Below are 13,823 nucleotides of genomic sequence, written 5' to 3' on the forward strand. Positions count from 1 at the left end.
TTTCTGGTTGACCATTTTTTATATCGATATATGATAGCGGTAGCCGGGGTAGAACGTAAGCACCCGTGGGGCTAGTGATCCCGTCAACTAAACAGTTCGCCCCCTACTTGTAGAAACATGATTGAGGCTGGTTGGGACTCTGATCTCGTATAACAAGCGAAGCTATGATACTACATGGAGGAATAGGGGTTACCGGTTAATTATATGACAAGGAGGAAAATAATGATGAATCCAGTAATTGGTCTGGATGTCGCAAAAGGTGAAAGTCAGGTTCAAGCATTCTTGGATAAAAAGCAACCGTATAAAAAGAGCTTTAAAGTAGCACATACACTTGAAGGGCTGACATCTCTTTTAGAGTTTATTAGAGAAATAGAAGAGGTTTCTGGAGAAAGGCCCCCTATTGTTTTGGAATCTACCGGTCATTATCATGTACCAGTTGTTCAATTTTTCGAAGACAGAGGATATTTATTAATCATGGTTAATCCACTCGTTTCGTATCGAGCAAAGAGAGCTCAAGTTTACGTAAAGTAAAGACTGATATTATAGACGCTCGTCATCTCTGCGAGATGTTTTATAAAGAGGACCTAGAACCTTATAAACAAAGAGGAATCCAACTCTTAAATTTACGTAACCTTACCAGACAGCATGAAAATATTACAGGAATGTATGTACAAACTAAACTACAATTCCAATCCGTTTTAGATCAAGTATTTCCTGAATACTGTGGGGTTTTTGGAGACTTGTATTCAGACGTTTCATTACTAACACTACAAGCATTTCCTACTTCAGAAGAAGTTTTGGCAACTAGTGAAGAAACCATCGCAACCAAAATAAAAGAATTATGTAAAAGCCGTTCGCAGAAATGGGCAAACAGTCAGTCTGAAAAATTGAAGGCTGCCGCAGGTCGTAACCCATTTCAGAAGACGTTATATAATAGCCTTAATTTAAGCATGAATATGTATATAAATATGCTTCTTGAATACAAAAAACATCTATCCAACCTTGAAGATGAAATAGATGCTTTAGCGAAAAGTATTGAAGAATATAAGATTCTCCAATCAATCCCCGGTATCGGCGAAAAGATCGCGGCAACGATTATTTCTGAAATCGGGGAAATTAATCGGTTTAATCACCCTAAAAAACTAGTGGCGTTTGCAGGAATTGATCCAAGTGTTTTTGAATCTGGTACATTCAAAGGCACTTTGAATCGGATTACCAAAAGAGGTTCCAGTAGACTACGACACGCCTTATATATGGCCGTTAAATGTGCCATACGTGATTGTCGCAAGAAAAAAACGACCGATGAACTCATTCCTCGAAATAAGAGGCTACGAGAGTTTTATGATAAGAAACGTGAAGAAGGAAAGCCTTTTAAGGTAGCTGTGATAGCATGTGCAAATAAACTCTTACAGTGGATTTATGCACTTTTAAAAAGTAAATCAGATTTCCAAGATCTAGCCTAGTTCAAAAATATAACCAAAGAGCCTAAACCTTTCCAAATAAAGAGATTTGAAAGGTTATTTGGCATGCACAAATAAGTATAGCATGAACTATTTTTAGTTTTCATTAATAAATATTGACAAACTATTGGCTGGTTTAGTTTAATAAGAACAATATTTATTTACATCATTCTCCCTCTGCCACTAGTTTAATTATTTCCCCTTCAACATCTTTGACTGCTATTGCCTCTAACGAACTTATCCCATTAATTTCATAAAAATCTGTTCCTTTAGGGTAAATATTTGAAGATAAATCCTTGCTGTTTTGTTCTTCCTCAAGGTAGTATTTCACTTCTCCTAATTTCTCCCCAAGGTCATAGCTTTCCACTTTTTCCTCCGTAACAATATAATGCACGTCATTGTATTTTAGGAATTGGTACGCCCAAGATGTAGATGAACTGCACCCCACAAGAAAGATAACAGTTATTACCGATAACAAATACTTCATTTATTTCCCCCCTCGAATTGAACTGTCGAAAAAATTGATTGTCCTACCTTATTTTACGAAAATTATTATATTGCTTGTGCAACTAACCTGCCGCGTTAGTTTAAGTGCAAACCTTCACAAACTTTTTATTATTTTAACATAAATATCCAGTTGGTGTAAATTTAATTTAAGCAGATGAAGGTAGGTGTCACCATACCATTTCACTATAAATCAACCTTTACCTTTAACATAGCCTTTTAAATTAGTCTTAGTAAACATGTTTACTATGAACTCTCTATTGTAATAAATAACTTCTTATTTATACATGAGCGTGGTCAAAGAACATAATTTCACATATGAAATTCAATCATATTATTCAATAAACGTTAATTTGCCCCATCATACCATTGTCTTCATGTTCGAGGATGTGACAATGGAACATATATATACCTTCATATTGAAATTCGATTGCAACCCTCACCTTTTCACCGGGGGATACAGAAAGACTGTCTTTCCAACCTTGTTCCGATTCAGGTGGAGTTTTCCCATCTCTCGAAATGATTTTAAATTGGGTACCGTGGATGTGGAAAGGATGAATCATCCCCCCATTTCATCTGGTTTATTATAAATCTCCCAGACCTCTGTAACACCTTTTTTTTGTTCGAAATCTATTCGATCTGCATCAAATTTCTTTCCGTTGATGGTGACATTGTCCATCATGCCAAATAGTTCGATCTTCTTGGTCACAGGAAGCGATAATTCCTCTTGCGTGACTTCATAGTCATTCATCTCTTTTGGTAGATCTTTTGAAGATTTGACTTCATCTTTTAAATTGAACACAAGGATTTTCACGCCTTCGTCGTCTACTAGAGCCATTTTATTAGCTTTCACTTTTGAGAAGTCAATGATTATTTCTGCTCTTTCAGAAGGAGTCAAAGTGACTTCATTCCTTTGAATAGGTTTATTCAATAATCCACCGTCCGTTCCAATCTGTTCAAGCGTATCGTCATTGTCCAAACTGAGTGTGTAATTACGAGCATTCGATCCATTCAACAATCGCAATCTTACTTTCTCTTTCGCCAATGTCAGTTTAGGATCTACAGTTCCGTTTACGAGCACTGTATCGCCTATTGTTCCATCTGTATTTTTGGCAGTTTGGTAATCTAATCGCTTCTCCTTGAACATTCTGTCCTGAATAATTAAGGGAATGTCGTTGATTCCATATTGATCTGGTAGGCCTAATTGGTTGGTCGCTTCATCTTCAATATAAATCAGACCTGCCAGTCCATTGTAGACTTGTTCTGCCGTCTTACCTTTCGGGTGGGGGTGAAACCATAACGTAGCTGCATCCTGCTTAACTTTGAAAGTAATGGTACGCTCATCCCCAGGTTTCAATGTATCATGAGGCCCACCGTCTATATCTGCTGGTATCTCAAGACCATGCCAATGAAATGTCGTTTCTTCTTCCAGTTCATTGATCAATCTCATCGTCACCATTTCCTCAGCCTTAAAAGTGAGCATAGGTCCTAACAAAGAACCATTGTATCCAAGCGTATCAGACTTGATTCCTTTATAGATTTCAGTATGTCCTTTCTTTGCACGAATTGTATACCGAGTCTCTTCTTTACTTTCACTTTTCATAGCGACTGGAATAGAAATCTCATTCTCTCCACTTGAACTCTTCAATTCAACTTGTTTTCCATGTGCTTCCTCCATGTTGCCATGATCCATCTCGCCGTCCATGTTGTCATGGTTATCCATATTCATATCTGAATGTTGCATCCCACTAGATTCAGAGCATCCGATGAGTACTCCGATTAGGATGAACAGTAATATGAACCCTCCCAAATACTTTTTCATATTTTCTTAATCCTCCTACGTTAATAGTTGTTCACACATCTTGATTTTTCGTTTCTTGTCTCGGGGTGACAGGGACTTTGTGGTTCAGGTATCACTCTAATCCAACGGTCTCTGCTGAACTGAATCCAAAGGACAATCGCCTTAAATACGATGTCAAGTCCTATCGCAATCCATACACCCGCTATCCCCATCTCAAGTTGGATAGCTAACAGGTAGACTGCTCCCGTACGGATCACCCACATTCCAACACTGGTCAAATACATTGGAAACTTTGTATTGTTTGCTCCTTGAAACCCACCTGTCAGAACAAGGACGATAGCTAAGAACGGTTGAAAGAAAGCCGCAATTTTTAATGCAATATCAATATCGTTGATCACCTGTGAATCATCCGTAAAGAGGGAACCCGCCCATCCTCCTAAAAAGAAAAGCAAGATACCAAATAGGGACATGAATCCCATTGCTAAGTAGGTGCTTAGTTTGGCATATTCTTTTGCACTTTCACGATCACCGGCTCCGATATGCCGTCCAACCAATATCGTAGCAGCAGTCGCAAATCCATAGGCGAGCATATATGAGAATATTTCGAGATTCCCTGCAATCTGGTGTGCTGCGAACGTATTTGTTCCTAGGACGACAATGAATCCGAAATAGACAATCTGGCCGGCCCTCATCACTAATCTCTCGATGGCTGCGGGACTTCCTAGATTCGCCAATTCTCGTAAATGCTCAAAGTCCGGTTTCCAAAAATCTTTTCTAAATGCAATCACTTCGGTCTTTCGAATATAATTCATTAGCAGTAAAGTTCCTACAATACGAGCAAGCACCGTAGCAAGTGCCGCCCCTACGATTCCAAGGCCTGGGATCATCCAGAATCCAAAGATTAGCACGTAATCAAGTACAATGTTGACAATATTGACCACAATACTTACTTTCATAGGTGATTTGGTATCTCCTGCCCCACGCAAGATACTACTCAGTGTGAACATGAGCGCCATAACTATTGACGGTATACCTACTATTTTGAAATAAATAGTACCGGCTTGTAACACAGCGGTCTCAACACCCATCAACAGTAGAAGAGGCTCAGTAAAAAACAGTGTCACTACACCAAATAGTAGTCCTGCTAGCACAGACAAGATAATTGACTGTTGGGCGATATGTCTGGCTCTTTCAATCTTCCCAGCACCTAAGTTGTTTGCCACAAACACATTTACTGCAACACCGATTGCCATAAATACTGCAAAGTAAATAGCAAGGATTGCATTTGTCACTCCCACAGCGGAGACTTCGGCAAGACCAATTTTAGATACAAATAATGTGTCTACGAAGCCTAGCAACGTTTGAAAAAAATTCTCTGCAACAGCAGGTAACGCAAGTAAGAAAACCAATTTTATTTTTGTCCGTGTAACGTTATTATCTTGTAACACCTTTCCCTCATTCATTTTGGGTTCCTCCTTTACCTATCCAAACTTTATTAAAAACAGCCCATACTTGATGTATGGGCTGCAGGCATTTACTCCGTGATTTCGATTACAAACGGGTAAACAATCACTTTCCCATCAAATTTGAACTCTCCCCATACCTTGTAAAGGCCTGGTTTATGAAATACCGTTTCAAATACAGTATCCTCATCGGATGATGGGTGAACATGTATAAACTGTTCTCCTTTTTCATCTAGTATCACCACATGTCCAAGGGCTCCGAGATACGGTTCTGGTGAAATGTCTTTAGTATCAAATGTGAACACAGTTGGATGGTGGGCTCTCAATGAATCAATAGAAAGCTCGACTTGACGACCGTCTATGGTATTGATGAATTCACGATCAACTTGAAGTCCGACTTTTTCAGAGGAAGTATGATGGTCCACGTGAATATGTACTGGCTTCACCTGATAAGCCAATCCTTTAGGCTGTATATCCACGAATAGCTTATACATGCCTGATTCTAAATCAACTTCTTGTTCGAATTTTCCTTTTTCCGTTTGAATCGGATGCAAGTGTTTATATTTACTTAAATCTTCACTCACTACAATTAAATGGAATTCTTTTTCATGACTCACTTCAAGCTCGGGTGCCTCTTGATTTTTGTCTTGTAACTCCACATAGATTTTTCCGTTCTCGTAGCTGGCATTTACAAATACTTCAGACTCAGTTGATTGCTGATGACCTTGATGGTGATGATTATGATTTTCCAATTTCAACACTCCTTTTAATTTCTTTTTGGTTCGACGACATCATAACCTGTCTCTTGATTAGCTCCTTTAATCTCTTCTAAAGTGACCTGATTCTCTTGAAAAGCCACTTCTACTTGTCCAATGGAAAGTTTAACCTTCACGCTTTCTACTCCAGATAGTTTTCCTACATGACCTTCAATTTTATTTACACAATATCCACAAGACATCCCGACTATGAGAACACTTCTTTTAACGATGCAGCATTAGACTTCATTATGAGAACTAAGAATTTTAATGATTCTTTATTACATGAAGCACCCTAGCAATAATCCCTATATATTTAAAGTTAGATCAACGCCATTTATATCGCCCAATACGTTATTGTATCAAGTATTCCAATTATGACTAGTAAATAACCAGCAGTTTTTTGAATGAAAAATCCAATTTTTTTACTATTCATGAATGTTTGATTGTCTATTTCAAGGAACCACATAATGGAGAGAACAATTATTATTGGCAAGGAAGTTGCGATTCCAAACACTATCGGCAAAAGCATCCCATAAGGTGAAGTTACTACCAATGGCATGAGTGAAACAAAGAATATAACAAACATGGTTGGACAAAAAGCAATTGAGAAACTCACACCCATCAAGAATGAACCAATTTTCCCTTTTCTCATTATCAGTGGAATTCTGCTTGTAATTCTATTAATTAGATTTAGTTTAAAAACTCCCAGCAAGACAAGTCCCACAAATATAATTAAAGGACCTATTATGTTTCTTAAAAACGGGAAATAAGTTATCATCTTCTGCTCAAATGTTTGTCCAAAGAGCCATACCAGGAGACCCAGTATGCTGAACACAAAAATTTTCCCAAGAATGAATGAAAAAACATCCAGCCAATCGGTTCGGTCTTGTATTGCCTGATTTCCATAATACGTGATTGCACTTATATTCCCTGTCAATTGACAGGGGGCTACTGCCCCGACGATACCAAGAAATATTGCTACCAGAAACGGGTAATCAGAAAAAGAATGTGCAAAAATACTAAACGGTTCACTTAGTGTAGTACTGATTTTCGATAATAAACTATACATACTTACCAATTCCCTCTCTTTTCCTGCAATGTTCCTTTCCCAACAACTATCTTCGCCATTTGGATAGCCAATTTCCGTGAAAATTGTAAGATTTGTATTTTTCATATCAGAACTTACAATCAGATTGAACTCTTTATAAGTAATGCCAACTCGACGTTCGCTAGCATATTCCATCAACAGAATATGATGCATCGTTTCTTGTGAAAAATTTTCTAAAGCACATTTCGATGATTTGCACCTTTTAATACCAATTGTGAAAATTCCTCATCAATTCTAATATGAATAATGGTTTGATGAAGAAAAATCATGAGTAAAGCTACCATAATTAGAACTTTCGTACGAAAATATGTTGCCACTTTGTTCATGAATAACATTCACCTCCCAACTATTCACTATTTAATGATAATTTATAAATATGAAGAATTTATGCAGACTCAAGACTAACTTTAAATCCTATATTAATTTATATAGTCACAAGTAAAAAGAGCTGAACCATAAAGGAATCAGCTCTTTTACTTTTGAGAATGGGTGTGATTTATTTGGCTGAAAGATCACTTTTAGATACCCATTTATGGTTTGTCACCTTTTCTCCATCCTTTGTCGGAGTGTAATCATTTTGATAAGAACATCAGTCGCATGTTCAAGCGCAATTGTTTCTCCTAGCATCGCCCCCATCATGCCACCCCTTAAGCCAGATATTAATCCTTCTATAGATGCAAGTAGACCAAAACAAATTCCACATAGAGAACCCGCAAGTACCCCAAAGAGCATACCTAAAAGCGTTGAAAGAAATAAATCTCCTTGAAAGTTGCTCCAAAACATAACCCCAGCCGTTAAACCAACATGCTTCATTAACTATTTAAAAATTGTATGGATAGATTTCAAAAGTAAATCGGCGGTATGTAGCAAGTAAGTAGTACAAAAAAAGGCTTGGAGATTTATTATGGCTCCAAGCCTTTTAATTATAGTACCCACGTTAATTAGAAAATCGTTCTCGCAAGTCATTGTTCATTGTTCTACCTGAATACCTTAAGGGTAGTTTTAACATAGGAAATTTGTTTAACCTTCGATTGATTTTAGCTAGATCTAAATCACCATCGGCGTTCCTAAAATGTTCAAGATAATTTATACAGTCATTTATTTGTCCGATAATTGATCTCTCACTCGTTTTTGTGTAACTAAATTCATCCATTTGTTTCAAGTATTCGTCGATCATCGCCTGCTCGATTTCGTCAGCTTTCAGATTATCTTTAATCCCCTCAATAATGAGGTCATCTAAATATTTTACGTCTTTTTTTAATAGTGGCCCCAAAACAAAGTTATAGCGAGATTGATTGTTCATAATGATTATGTATTTTTTTCGTTGCACAATAAATAGATGCGCGTGCCACGAGAATAATTTGTCCTGGATGTCAGGTAGTTGGTCGATATCTTTGTTTATATAATCCATCAATTTTTTTGAACATTGAATGGTCAGCATTCGTGCACCTCCTTGCTATAAAAATTTACTCTTTCTTTATTGAGGGCGAAAAATAAATGTAAAGAATTATCCGTATGACCTTTTAAGATTTATTGTTTCTCACTTCAAATTCCGCTTTTACTTGCTCAAGCAATTCTGGGTTTGCCAGCAAATCATAACCTGTAAGTGCCATTGCCAATGCACCTCGAGATAAAATGTGATGAGAATTGTCTGTGATGGTTAGATCGGCCATTTCCGTTGTATGGAATACGAGACCTGGTGAATCAAGTCCAATGTACGGATGAATGGATGGGCAAACTTGACTGACATTTCCCATGTCTAGTGAACCATAGGAGTCTTTCGAAGGATGAATGGTTTCCACTCCGGTTGACTTCAAATTCTTACTGAATAGGTTCGACATCACTTTATTGGTAATCATGTTATCGTAACTTAATTCGTAGTTATGCATGGAAAGTTGAGCACCAGTCATAAGCTCAGCCCCCTCTGCAATCTTTCTTACCTTCTCTACCACTTCATTTAAATAAGTCCGATCTGCAGCTCTTACATAAAACTGGGCTGAAGCATATTCTGGTACGACATTGGCCGCAACACCACCTTCTGTGATAATGCCGTGTATTCTAACATCCGAACGCACATGTTGACGCAGAGCATTTACACCATTAAACAACTGTAATACTGCATCAAGTGCATTGATGCCTTTTTCAGGTGAAGCTGCCGCATGACTCGGACGTCCTTTAAAATCAAACTGAATGGCGTCCATTGCAAGTGAATCTCCACTTTCATAAGATTCATCAGATGGATGAAGAATCATTGCCGCATCAATGTCTTGAAACACACTTTGTTCAGCCATGGTTACTTTCGCACCGTTCGTTTCTTCAGCAGGTGTGCCAAGGACGACAACCTTCCCACCGATATCCGAGACAACTTTAGATAAAAGAACACCCGCACCAATGCCCATTGTTCCAATCATATTATGTCCGCATCCATGACCAACACCTGGTAGTGCATCGTATTCTGCTAGAAATGCAATAGCAGGACCCTTAACCCCGCTATCAAATACTGCACGGAATGAAGTGGGACGACCTACAATGCCTTTTTCCACATGAAAATCATGGCGTTCTAAATAATTGACGAGTAGCTCCATGGATTTAAATTCCTGGTCCCCAAGCTCAGGGTGATGATATAAGTGATCACTCATTGCCCATAAATCCTGCTCTATACCCCGTAACTCTTTCTTCATTTGGTCTTTCATTTCTACACGTCCTCTCTAGCAATTACTAGGTATACACCTAAAAAATCATCTCTTCTTCATGACATAAAACACATAGCTATAATCACGATTGTATTGGTTATATAGATCGATTTCCTGTTGGAGCATGTCCACAATTCCTAACGCAATATCATTACCTTCATATTTATCTTTCATTTGAAGAAGATTCTTTTCTAAAGGTTTATAGTATTCCTCTGTCCAGTCTTCTTTAGGCAGGGTAAATGATGATTGATACGAATACTGGGCATCGTCTATTTGTTTTATTTTTGCTGGAATCGTATTCATTTCCGAGTAGCCATGTTCCCAAAAATTCTTACTTTCGACTGCGGGATTATTATGTAACCAAGAAATTTCACTACACACAAGATAGCCATCTTGTTTCAAAAATGGATTCCAATCTTTCAACCCTCTTTGAAATCCAGCGATATAGATGGAACCCTCTGCCCAAATGATATCGAATGATTCAAAGGGAAAATCCATATCAAACATGGATAGGTTTAATACATCGACTCTTTCAGAAAGACCTTTTTCAACTAGATGCGTTCTTAACACAGCTAGAAAATGTTCACTTGTATCGATAGCTTTTATATGCGCATTTGGAAACATCTCAGCTAAAAGTAAAGTTTGTGTACCTATCCCACAACCTATATCTAATATATTGATTTTTCTATCTCGCTGAATATTCACCAGAGAAATAGCCGTTTTAGTAGAATGCTCACTTCCAGGGGCTAATCTCGTAAGCCCTTCAAAAGCTTCATAAAAATAGGTTTCCCTCATGCGAACACTCTCCTTTACTTCAATCTTCTAATCATTCTTGCCTTTATTCGAAATGGAAAAATACTTAAGCGAAATTTAAATAAACACAAAGCTGGTTGGAATAAAAAGTATAGTACCGATCATAGCAAATGCCAAAAACCATTTAAATGATTCAACGTCCAATAAAGACCAATATATTTTATCTTTAAACATGTTGTCCAAAAATAATGCGATGAACATCGAGAAGAATGATATGAAAAAACCGAGAATTAGACTGGCAAATAAGCATACTAAATTCCCTTTACTGATTTTCAAATGAAGAAGAATTCCAAATGCACCAATTGAAGGGTTCAACGTCATCAGGAGAAAAAAAGGGAAAGAAATCAACTCTGAATACATTAAATTCCCAATAATGGGTATCACCAATGAAATACTGAGTGCATATAAAGTGCCTATAGTAATCGCTGTTAAGGATTCTGATTTAGTCACACTAGTTCCTCCAAGAGAGGCAGTTTAGTTTCGGTTTTGAAAGTAGTCTTCTCGAGTCTGTATATAAAGTAAGTTTTGCACTTCGCGATTACCTAGTCTCGTAAGAACAAATGGCTTCGTCCAAAGATAGCGGAAACCTGTTTTTTCGACGACGCGACGAGAGTTGTTGTTAAAGTCAAAATGTCCGCACCAGATAATGTCGAGATTCATATCTACAAATCCATGATGAACAACTGCTTCAACGGCTTCAGGCATGATGCCTTTCCCCCAATATTCTGGACTAAGCACATAACCGATTTCTCGTTGAGGCAAATGCTTTCGATCTATATCAGGTCGACGGTCGTGCAAGCCAATACCACCAATTACTGTACCCGTCTCTTTCCATTCAATCGCATATGTATCTCCTGCAGATTGGAAGAATCCAATGACTTCAAGACTTTCTTCGACATTTTGGTGTGGTGCCCAACCTGCCATTGGCCCTACGCGATCATCTTTCGCATACTTGTATAAATCTTCTGCATCTTCCTTTTGCCACGGTCTTAAAAGAAGTCGATCCGTTTCAATGTTAGGAAGTATCCAAGGAATCACTTTTCCGTATATGATCCAGTTGCTTGAATCGTTTGGGTGGAAATCATTTATTAGTTGCTCAAACCCAAGCTTTTCGTAAAGTTCTTGAGCTTTCCTATTATCTTCTTTAGTTGTTAGTAACACATGTCCATGCAAGGAACTTAACCATTTCGTAACAAGTTGTTTGCCAATGCCTTGACCAGAGAAATCTGGATTGACCATCAATTCGACCAATTCCATTGTTTCATTCATCCATTCAGGCATTTCCTTTAAAGCTTCTGCCAATTTATCGTGGTAGTACTGACCCGGTCGTGAAGCGTAACCGTAAACATAGCCGACTAATTTATCCTCTGCATACGCTCCGACTGCATGAAATCGAGGGTACGTTATATGACGGTTAAACCGTTCTTGAAATTCGATTGGATCCTTATCCCATACAGTCGAATAGAGTTTCGCTACGTACTCTATTTTTATGGTGCTTAAATCTATTTCTTTCCACTTTATTTCCTGCATCTTCTCATCCGACCCTTCTTCTACGTTGTTGTGATGCTTCTCTTTATTAAATTCCACATATTTAGTAAAACTCCTCTTATAATCGCTCTATTACCCTTACTCTCGCTTGTGGGGTCACAGCTGGACATAACCTCTCATTCAAATCAATCTGCATAATTTCGATATGACGGCATAAATTCTAGAATACCCATCCGTTTTAATAGAAGTTAAGAAAGAATGGTCACACTTAATTGTAAAAACATGCCTGCTAGGTTATTCTTCCTTTTATAGAAGTCACATTATTTTTAGGAGGGTATATATGGATCAATTTGATAAAACCCTTCAAACTTTCATAGAAAATGCGGGGTGGTTAGCACCCATACTATTTGTCTTATTGCATTTATTGCGACCGCTTTTATTCTTACCTGTTATTGTTGTTTGTATCGCAGGTGGCGTATTATTCGGGTTCTTTAAAGGTGCCATTTTGTCGTTTATCGGACTTACTTTAATGAGCTGGGTGTCATATTTGCTTGTGATGAAATTCCCGAAGTTTCGTGCTAGGGTGACGAGATTGAAAGATAAAATGTTTAAAAATAACTCCATTACAATTGGCCAAGTCATGATTTTACGGATTATGCCTTTTGTTCATTTCCATTTACTTTCGTTGTATTTAATCGAAATGTCAAAAACCTTTAAGCAATATATGATTTTCTCCATGGTTGGTGTAATCATGCCAGCAATCTTCTATACAGCGTTTGGTGAGGTCATTACTGAACTACCTTGGTACATTTCAATCCTATTGTTTATGATTTTAGCTACGATTTTTTGGTATGTCGGCAAACGGAATAAATTAAACATCGCTGCGGAATAAATACTCATAACTGAATACCGGGATCATGCATATACCTATTTAGGAGTGTCATTATCGGATTTAGGAGGAACGAGTAGAATGAAAGAACGAGGTTGTCCACCTCTTTTAGGCGAGCCATTTCCACATGTCGAGGTTGAATCCACATTAGGAAAACTAACATTGCCTGATGATTATGCAGGGAAATGGTTTGTGCTATTTTCACATCCGGGTGATTTTACGCCAGTATGTACAACGGAATTTGTAGAGTTTCAACTTAAAAGCGATGAATTTAAGAAGCTAAACACACAATTAATCGGCTTATCTTTAGATGATGTTTTTGCGCATATGAAATGGATGGAATGGATTCGGGATCATTTTCATGTATCCATCAGTTTTCCTATTATCGCGGATCAGCTTGGAAAGCTCTCGATGCAATTAGGGATGATATCACCTAACTTAGGCTCTTCAACCGTTCGAACCGTGTACATTGTGAACCCAAAAGGAATCATCCAATTAATGTTAAATTATCCTCCGAGTGTCGGTCGGAATATTGATGAGATTTTAAGAGTTGTGAAGGCTTTACAAGTCACTTCAGAAAACGGAGTAGCAACACCTGTAAACTGGCCAAACAATTCGTACTTAGGAAGTCAGGTAATTATTCCTCCGCCACGAACTGTAATGGCTGTAGAGAAACGAGTAGAAGAAGCTCAACAAGGGGATGTCCAGTGTTTAGACTGGTGGTTCTGTTATAAACCTTTAGATGAATGATGTATGTAAAATGTGTGTCTTTGCATGACCTATAACGCCTATTCTCTACATATAATTAGTAATGAATCCATCGTAGAGGGTGACTAGGTGTTTGGG

16 protein-coding genes and 2 pseudogenes are annotated in these 13,823 nt (G+C 37.8%); 3 read left to right on the forward strand and 15 right to left on the reverse strand.

Annotation, left to right across the window (positions count from 1 at the left end):
- Nucleotides 1–225: 225 nt before the first annotated feature.
- Nucleotides 226–1,463 (forward strand): annotated as a pseudogene (locus AC3EA5_RS00005) (IS110 family RNA-guided transposase).
- Between the two features lie 163 nt (nucleotides 1,464–1,626).
- On the opposite strand, the gene AC3EA5_RS00010 reads toward AC3EA5_RS00005, so the two are convergent.
- From AC3EA5_RS00010 to AC3EA5_RS00080, 15 genes and pseudogenes are all read right to left on the reverse strand, one after another.
- Complete coding sequence (locus tag AC3EA5_RS00010) at nucleotides 1,627–1,947, reverse strand: hypothetical protein (protein WP_488606519.1); 321 nt, start codon at nucleotides 1,945–1,947, stop codon at nucleotides 1,627–1,629.
- Nucleotides 1,948–2,302: 355 nt separating this feature from the next.
- Complete coding sequence (locus tag AC3EA5_RS00015) at nucleotides 2,303–2,527, reverse strand: multicopper oxidase domain-containing protein (protein WP_488606520.1); 225 nt, start codon at nucleotides 2,525–2,527, stop codon at nucleotides 2,303–2,305.
- Nucleotides 2,524–3,786, reverse strand: a complete 1,263-nt coding sequence (locus AC3EA5_RS00020) for a multicopper oxidase family protein (RefSeq protein WP_488606521.1) — start codon at nucleotides 3,784–3,786, stop codon at nucleotides 2,524–2,526. The genes AC3EA5_RS00015 and AC3EA5_RS00020 overlap by 4 nt, the downstream gene beginning before the upstream one ends.
- A gap of 20 nt (nucleotides 3,787–3,806) precedes the next feature.
- Complete coding sequence (locus AC3EA5_RS00025; protein WP_488606522.1) at nucleotides 3,807–5,228, reverse strand: MATE family efflux transporter; 1,422 nt, start codon at nucleotides 5,226–5,228, stop codon at nucleotides 3,807–3,809.
- Between the two features lie 71 nt (nucleotides 5,229–5,299).
- Entirely contained in the window at nucleotides 5,300–5,989 is a 690-nt protein-coding gene (locus tag AC3EA5_RS00030; RefSeq protein WP_488606523.1) for a hypothetical protein, read from the reverse strand.
- Between the two features lie 5 nt (nucleotides 5,990–5,994).
- A complete protein-coding gene (locus AC3EA5_RS00035) occupies nucleotides 5,995–6,216 on the reverse strand; it encodes a copper ion binding protein (RefSeq protein ID WP_488606686.1) in 222 nt (73 codons plus the stop codon).
- 104 nt (nucleotides 6,217–6,320) lie between these two features.
- Nucleotides 6,321–7,055 (reverse strand): cytochrome c biogenesis CcdA family protein, encoded by a 735-nt coding sequence (locus AC3EA5_RS00040; RefSeq protein WP_488606687.1) that lies wholly within the window; start codon nucleotides 7,053–7,055, stop codon nucleotides 6,321–6,323.
- 212 nt (nucleotides 7,056–7,267) lie between these two features.
- On the reverse strand, nucleotides 7,268–7,420 hold the full coding sequence (locus AC3EA5_RS00045; RefSeq protein WP_488606524.1) for a hypothetical protein: 153 nt from the start codon (nucleotides 7,418–7,420) through the stop codon (nucleotides 7,268–7,270).
- Nucleotides 7,421–7,590: 170 nt separating this feature from the next.
- Nucleotides 7,591–7,650, reverse strand: a pseudogene (locus tag AC3EA5_RS00050) (hypothetical protein); the annotation flags it as partial.
- Nucleotides 7,635–7,877, reverse strand: a complete 243-nt coding sequence (locus AC3EA5_RS00055; RefSeq protein ID WP_488606525.1) for a hypothetical protein — start codon at nucleotides 7,875–7,877, stop codon at nucleotides 7,635–7,637. The pseudogene AC3EA5_RS00050 and the gene AC3EA5_RS00055, both read right to left, overlap by 16 nt.
- Nucleotides 7,878–8,031: 154 nt before the next feature.
- On the reverse strand, nucleotides 8,032–8,535 hold the full coding sequence (locus tag AC3EA5_RS00060) for a DUF6933 domain-containing protein (RefSeq protein ID WP_488606526.1): 504 nt from the start codon (nucleotides 8,533–8,535) through the stop codon (nucleotides 8,032–8,034).
- Between the two features lie 82 nt (nucleotides 8,536–8,617).
- Nucleotides 8,618–9,787 (reverse strand): M20 family metallopeptidase, encoded by a 1,170-nt coding sequence (locus AC3EA5_RS00065; protein ID WP_488606527.1) that lies wholly within the window; start codon nucleotides 9,785–9,787, stop codon nucleotides 8,618–8,620.
- Nucleotides 9,788–9,832: 45 nt separating this feature from the next.
- Complete coding sequence (locus AC3EA5_RS00070) at nucleotides 9,833–10,582, reverse strand: class I SAM-dependent methyltransferase (RefSeq protein ID WP_488606528.1); 750 nt, start codon at nucleotides 10,580–10,582, stop codon at nucleotides 9,833–9,835.
- Nucleotides 10,583–10,657: 75 nt separating this feature from the next.
- The gene (locus AC3EA5_RS00075; RefSeq protein ID WP_488606529.1) at nucleotides 10,658–11,050 is read right to left on the reverse strand and encodes a hypothetical protein; all 393 of its coding nucleotides are present in this window, start codon (nucleotides 11,048–11,050) and stop codon (nucleotides 10,658–10,660) included.
- Between the two features lie 24 nt (nucleotides 11,051–11,074).
- A complete protein-coding gene (locus AC3EA5_RS00080; RefSeq protein WP_488606530.1) occupies nucleotides 11,075–12,187 on the reverse strand; it encodes a GNAT family N-acetyltransferase in 1,113 nt (370 codons plus the stop codon).
- A 241-nt stretch (nucleotides 12,188–12,428) separates the two neighbouring features.
- On the opposite strand from AC3EA5_RS00080, the gene AC3EA5_RS00085 reads away from it, so the two are divergent.
- Nucleotides 12,429–12,980: a TVP38/TMEM64 family protein gene (locus AC3EA5_RS00085; protein WP_488606531.1), complete on the forward strand. Its 552-nt coding sequence runs from the start codon at nucleotides 12,429–12,431 to the stop codon at nucleotides 12,978–12,980.
- Between the two features lie 78 nt (nucleotides 12,981–13,058).
- Entirely contained in the window at nucleotides 13,059–13,727 is a 669-nt protein-coding gene (locus AC3EA5_RS00090) for a peroxiredoxin (protein WP_488606532.1), read from the forward strand.
- Nucleotides 13,728–13,823 lie beyond the last annotated feature (96 nt).

The organism is Paenisporosarcina sp., from assembly GCF_057785155.1.

Excerpts from the sequence above, each read along its gene's own strand:
- AC3EA5_RS00010 (WP_488606519.1), bottom strand. The coding sequence starts at position 1,947 with ATGAAGTATTTGTTATCGGTAATAACTGTTATCTTTCTTGTGGGGTGC.
- AC3EA5_RS00015 (WP_488606520.1), bottom strand. The coding sequence starts at position 2,527 with ATGATTCATCCTTTCCACATCCACGGTACCCAATTTAAAATCATTTCG.
- AC3EA5_RS00020 (WP_488606521.1), bottom strand. The coding sequence starts at position 3,786 with ATGAAAAAGTATTTGGGAGGGTTCATATTACTGTTCATCCTAATCGGA.
- AC3EA5_RS00025 (WP_488606522.1), bottom strand. The coding sequence starts at position 5,228 with ATGAATGAGGGAAAGGTGTTACAAGATAATAACGTTACACGGACAAAA.
- AC3EA5_RS00040 (WP_488606687.1), bottom strand. The coding sequence starts at position 7,055 with ATGTATAGTTTATTATCGAAAATCAGTACTACACTAAGTGAACCGTTT.
- AC3EA5_RS00045 (WP_488606524.1), bottom strand. The coding sequence starts at position 7,420 with ATGAACAAAGTGGCAACATATTTTCGTACGAAAGTTCTAATTATGGTA.
- AC3EA5_RS00055 (WP_488606525.1), bottom strand. The coding sequence starts at position 7,877 with ATGTTTTGGAGCAACTTTCAAGGAGATTTATTTCTTTCAACGCTTTTA.
- AC3EA5_RS00060 (WP_488606526.1), bottom strand. The coding sequence starts at position 8,535 with ATGCTGACCATTCAATGTTCAAAAAAATTGATGGATTATATAAACAAA.
- AC3EA5_RS00065 (WP_488606527.1), bottom strand. The coding sequence starts at position 9,787 with ATGAAAGACCAAATGAAGAAAGAGTTACGGGGTATAGAGCAGGATTTA.
- AC3EA5_RS00070 (WP_488606528.1), bottom strand. The coding sequence starts at position 10,582 with ATGAGGGAAACCTATTTTTATGAAGCTTTTGAAGGGCTTACGAGATTA.
- AC3EA5_RS00085 (WP_488606531.1), top strand. The coding sequence starts at position 12,429 with ATGGATCAATTTGATAAAACCCTTCAAACTTTCATAGAAAATGCGGGG.
- AC3EA5_RS00090 (WP_488606532.1), top strand. The coding sequence starts at position 13,059 with ATGAAAGAACGAGGTTGTCCACCTCTTTTAGGCGAGCCATTTCCACAT.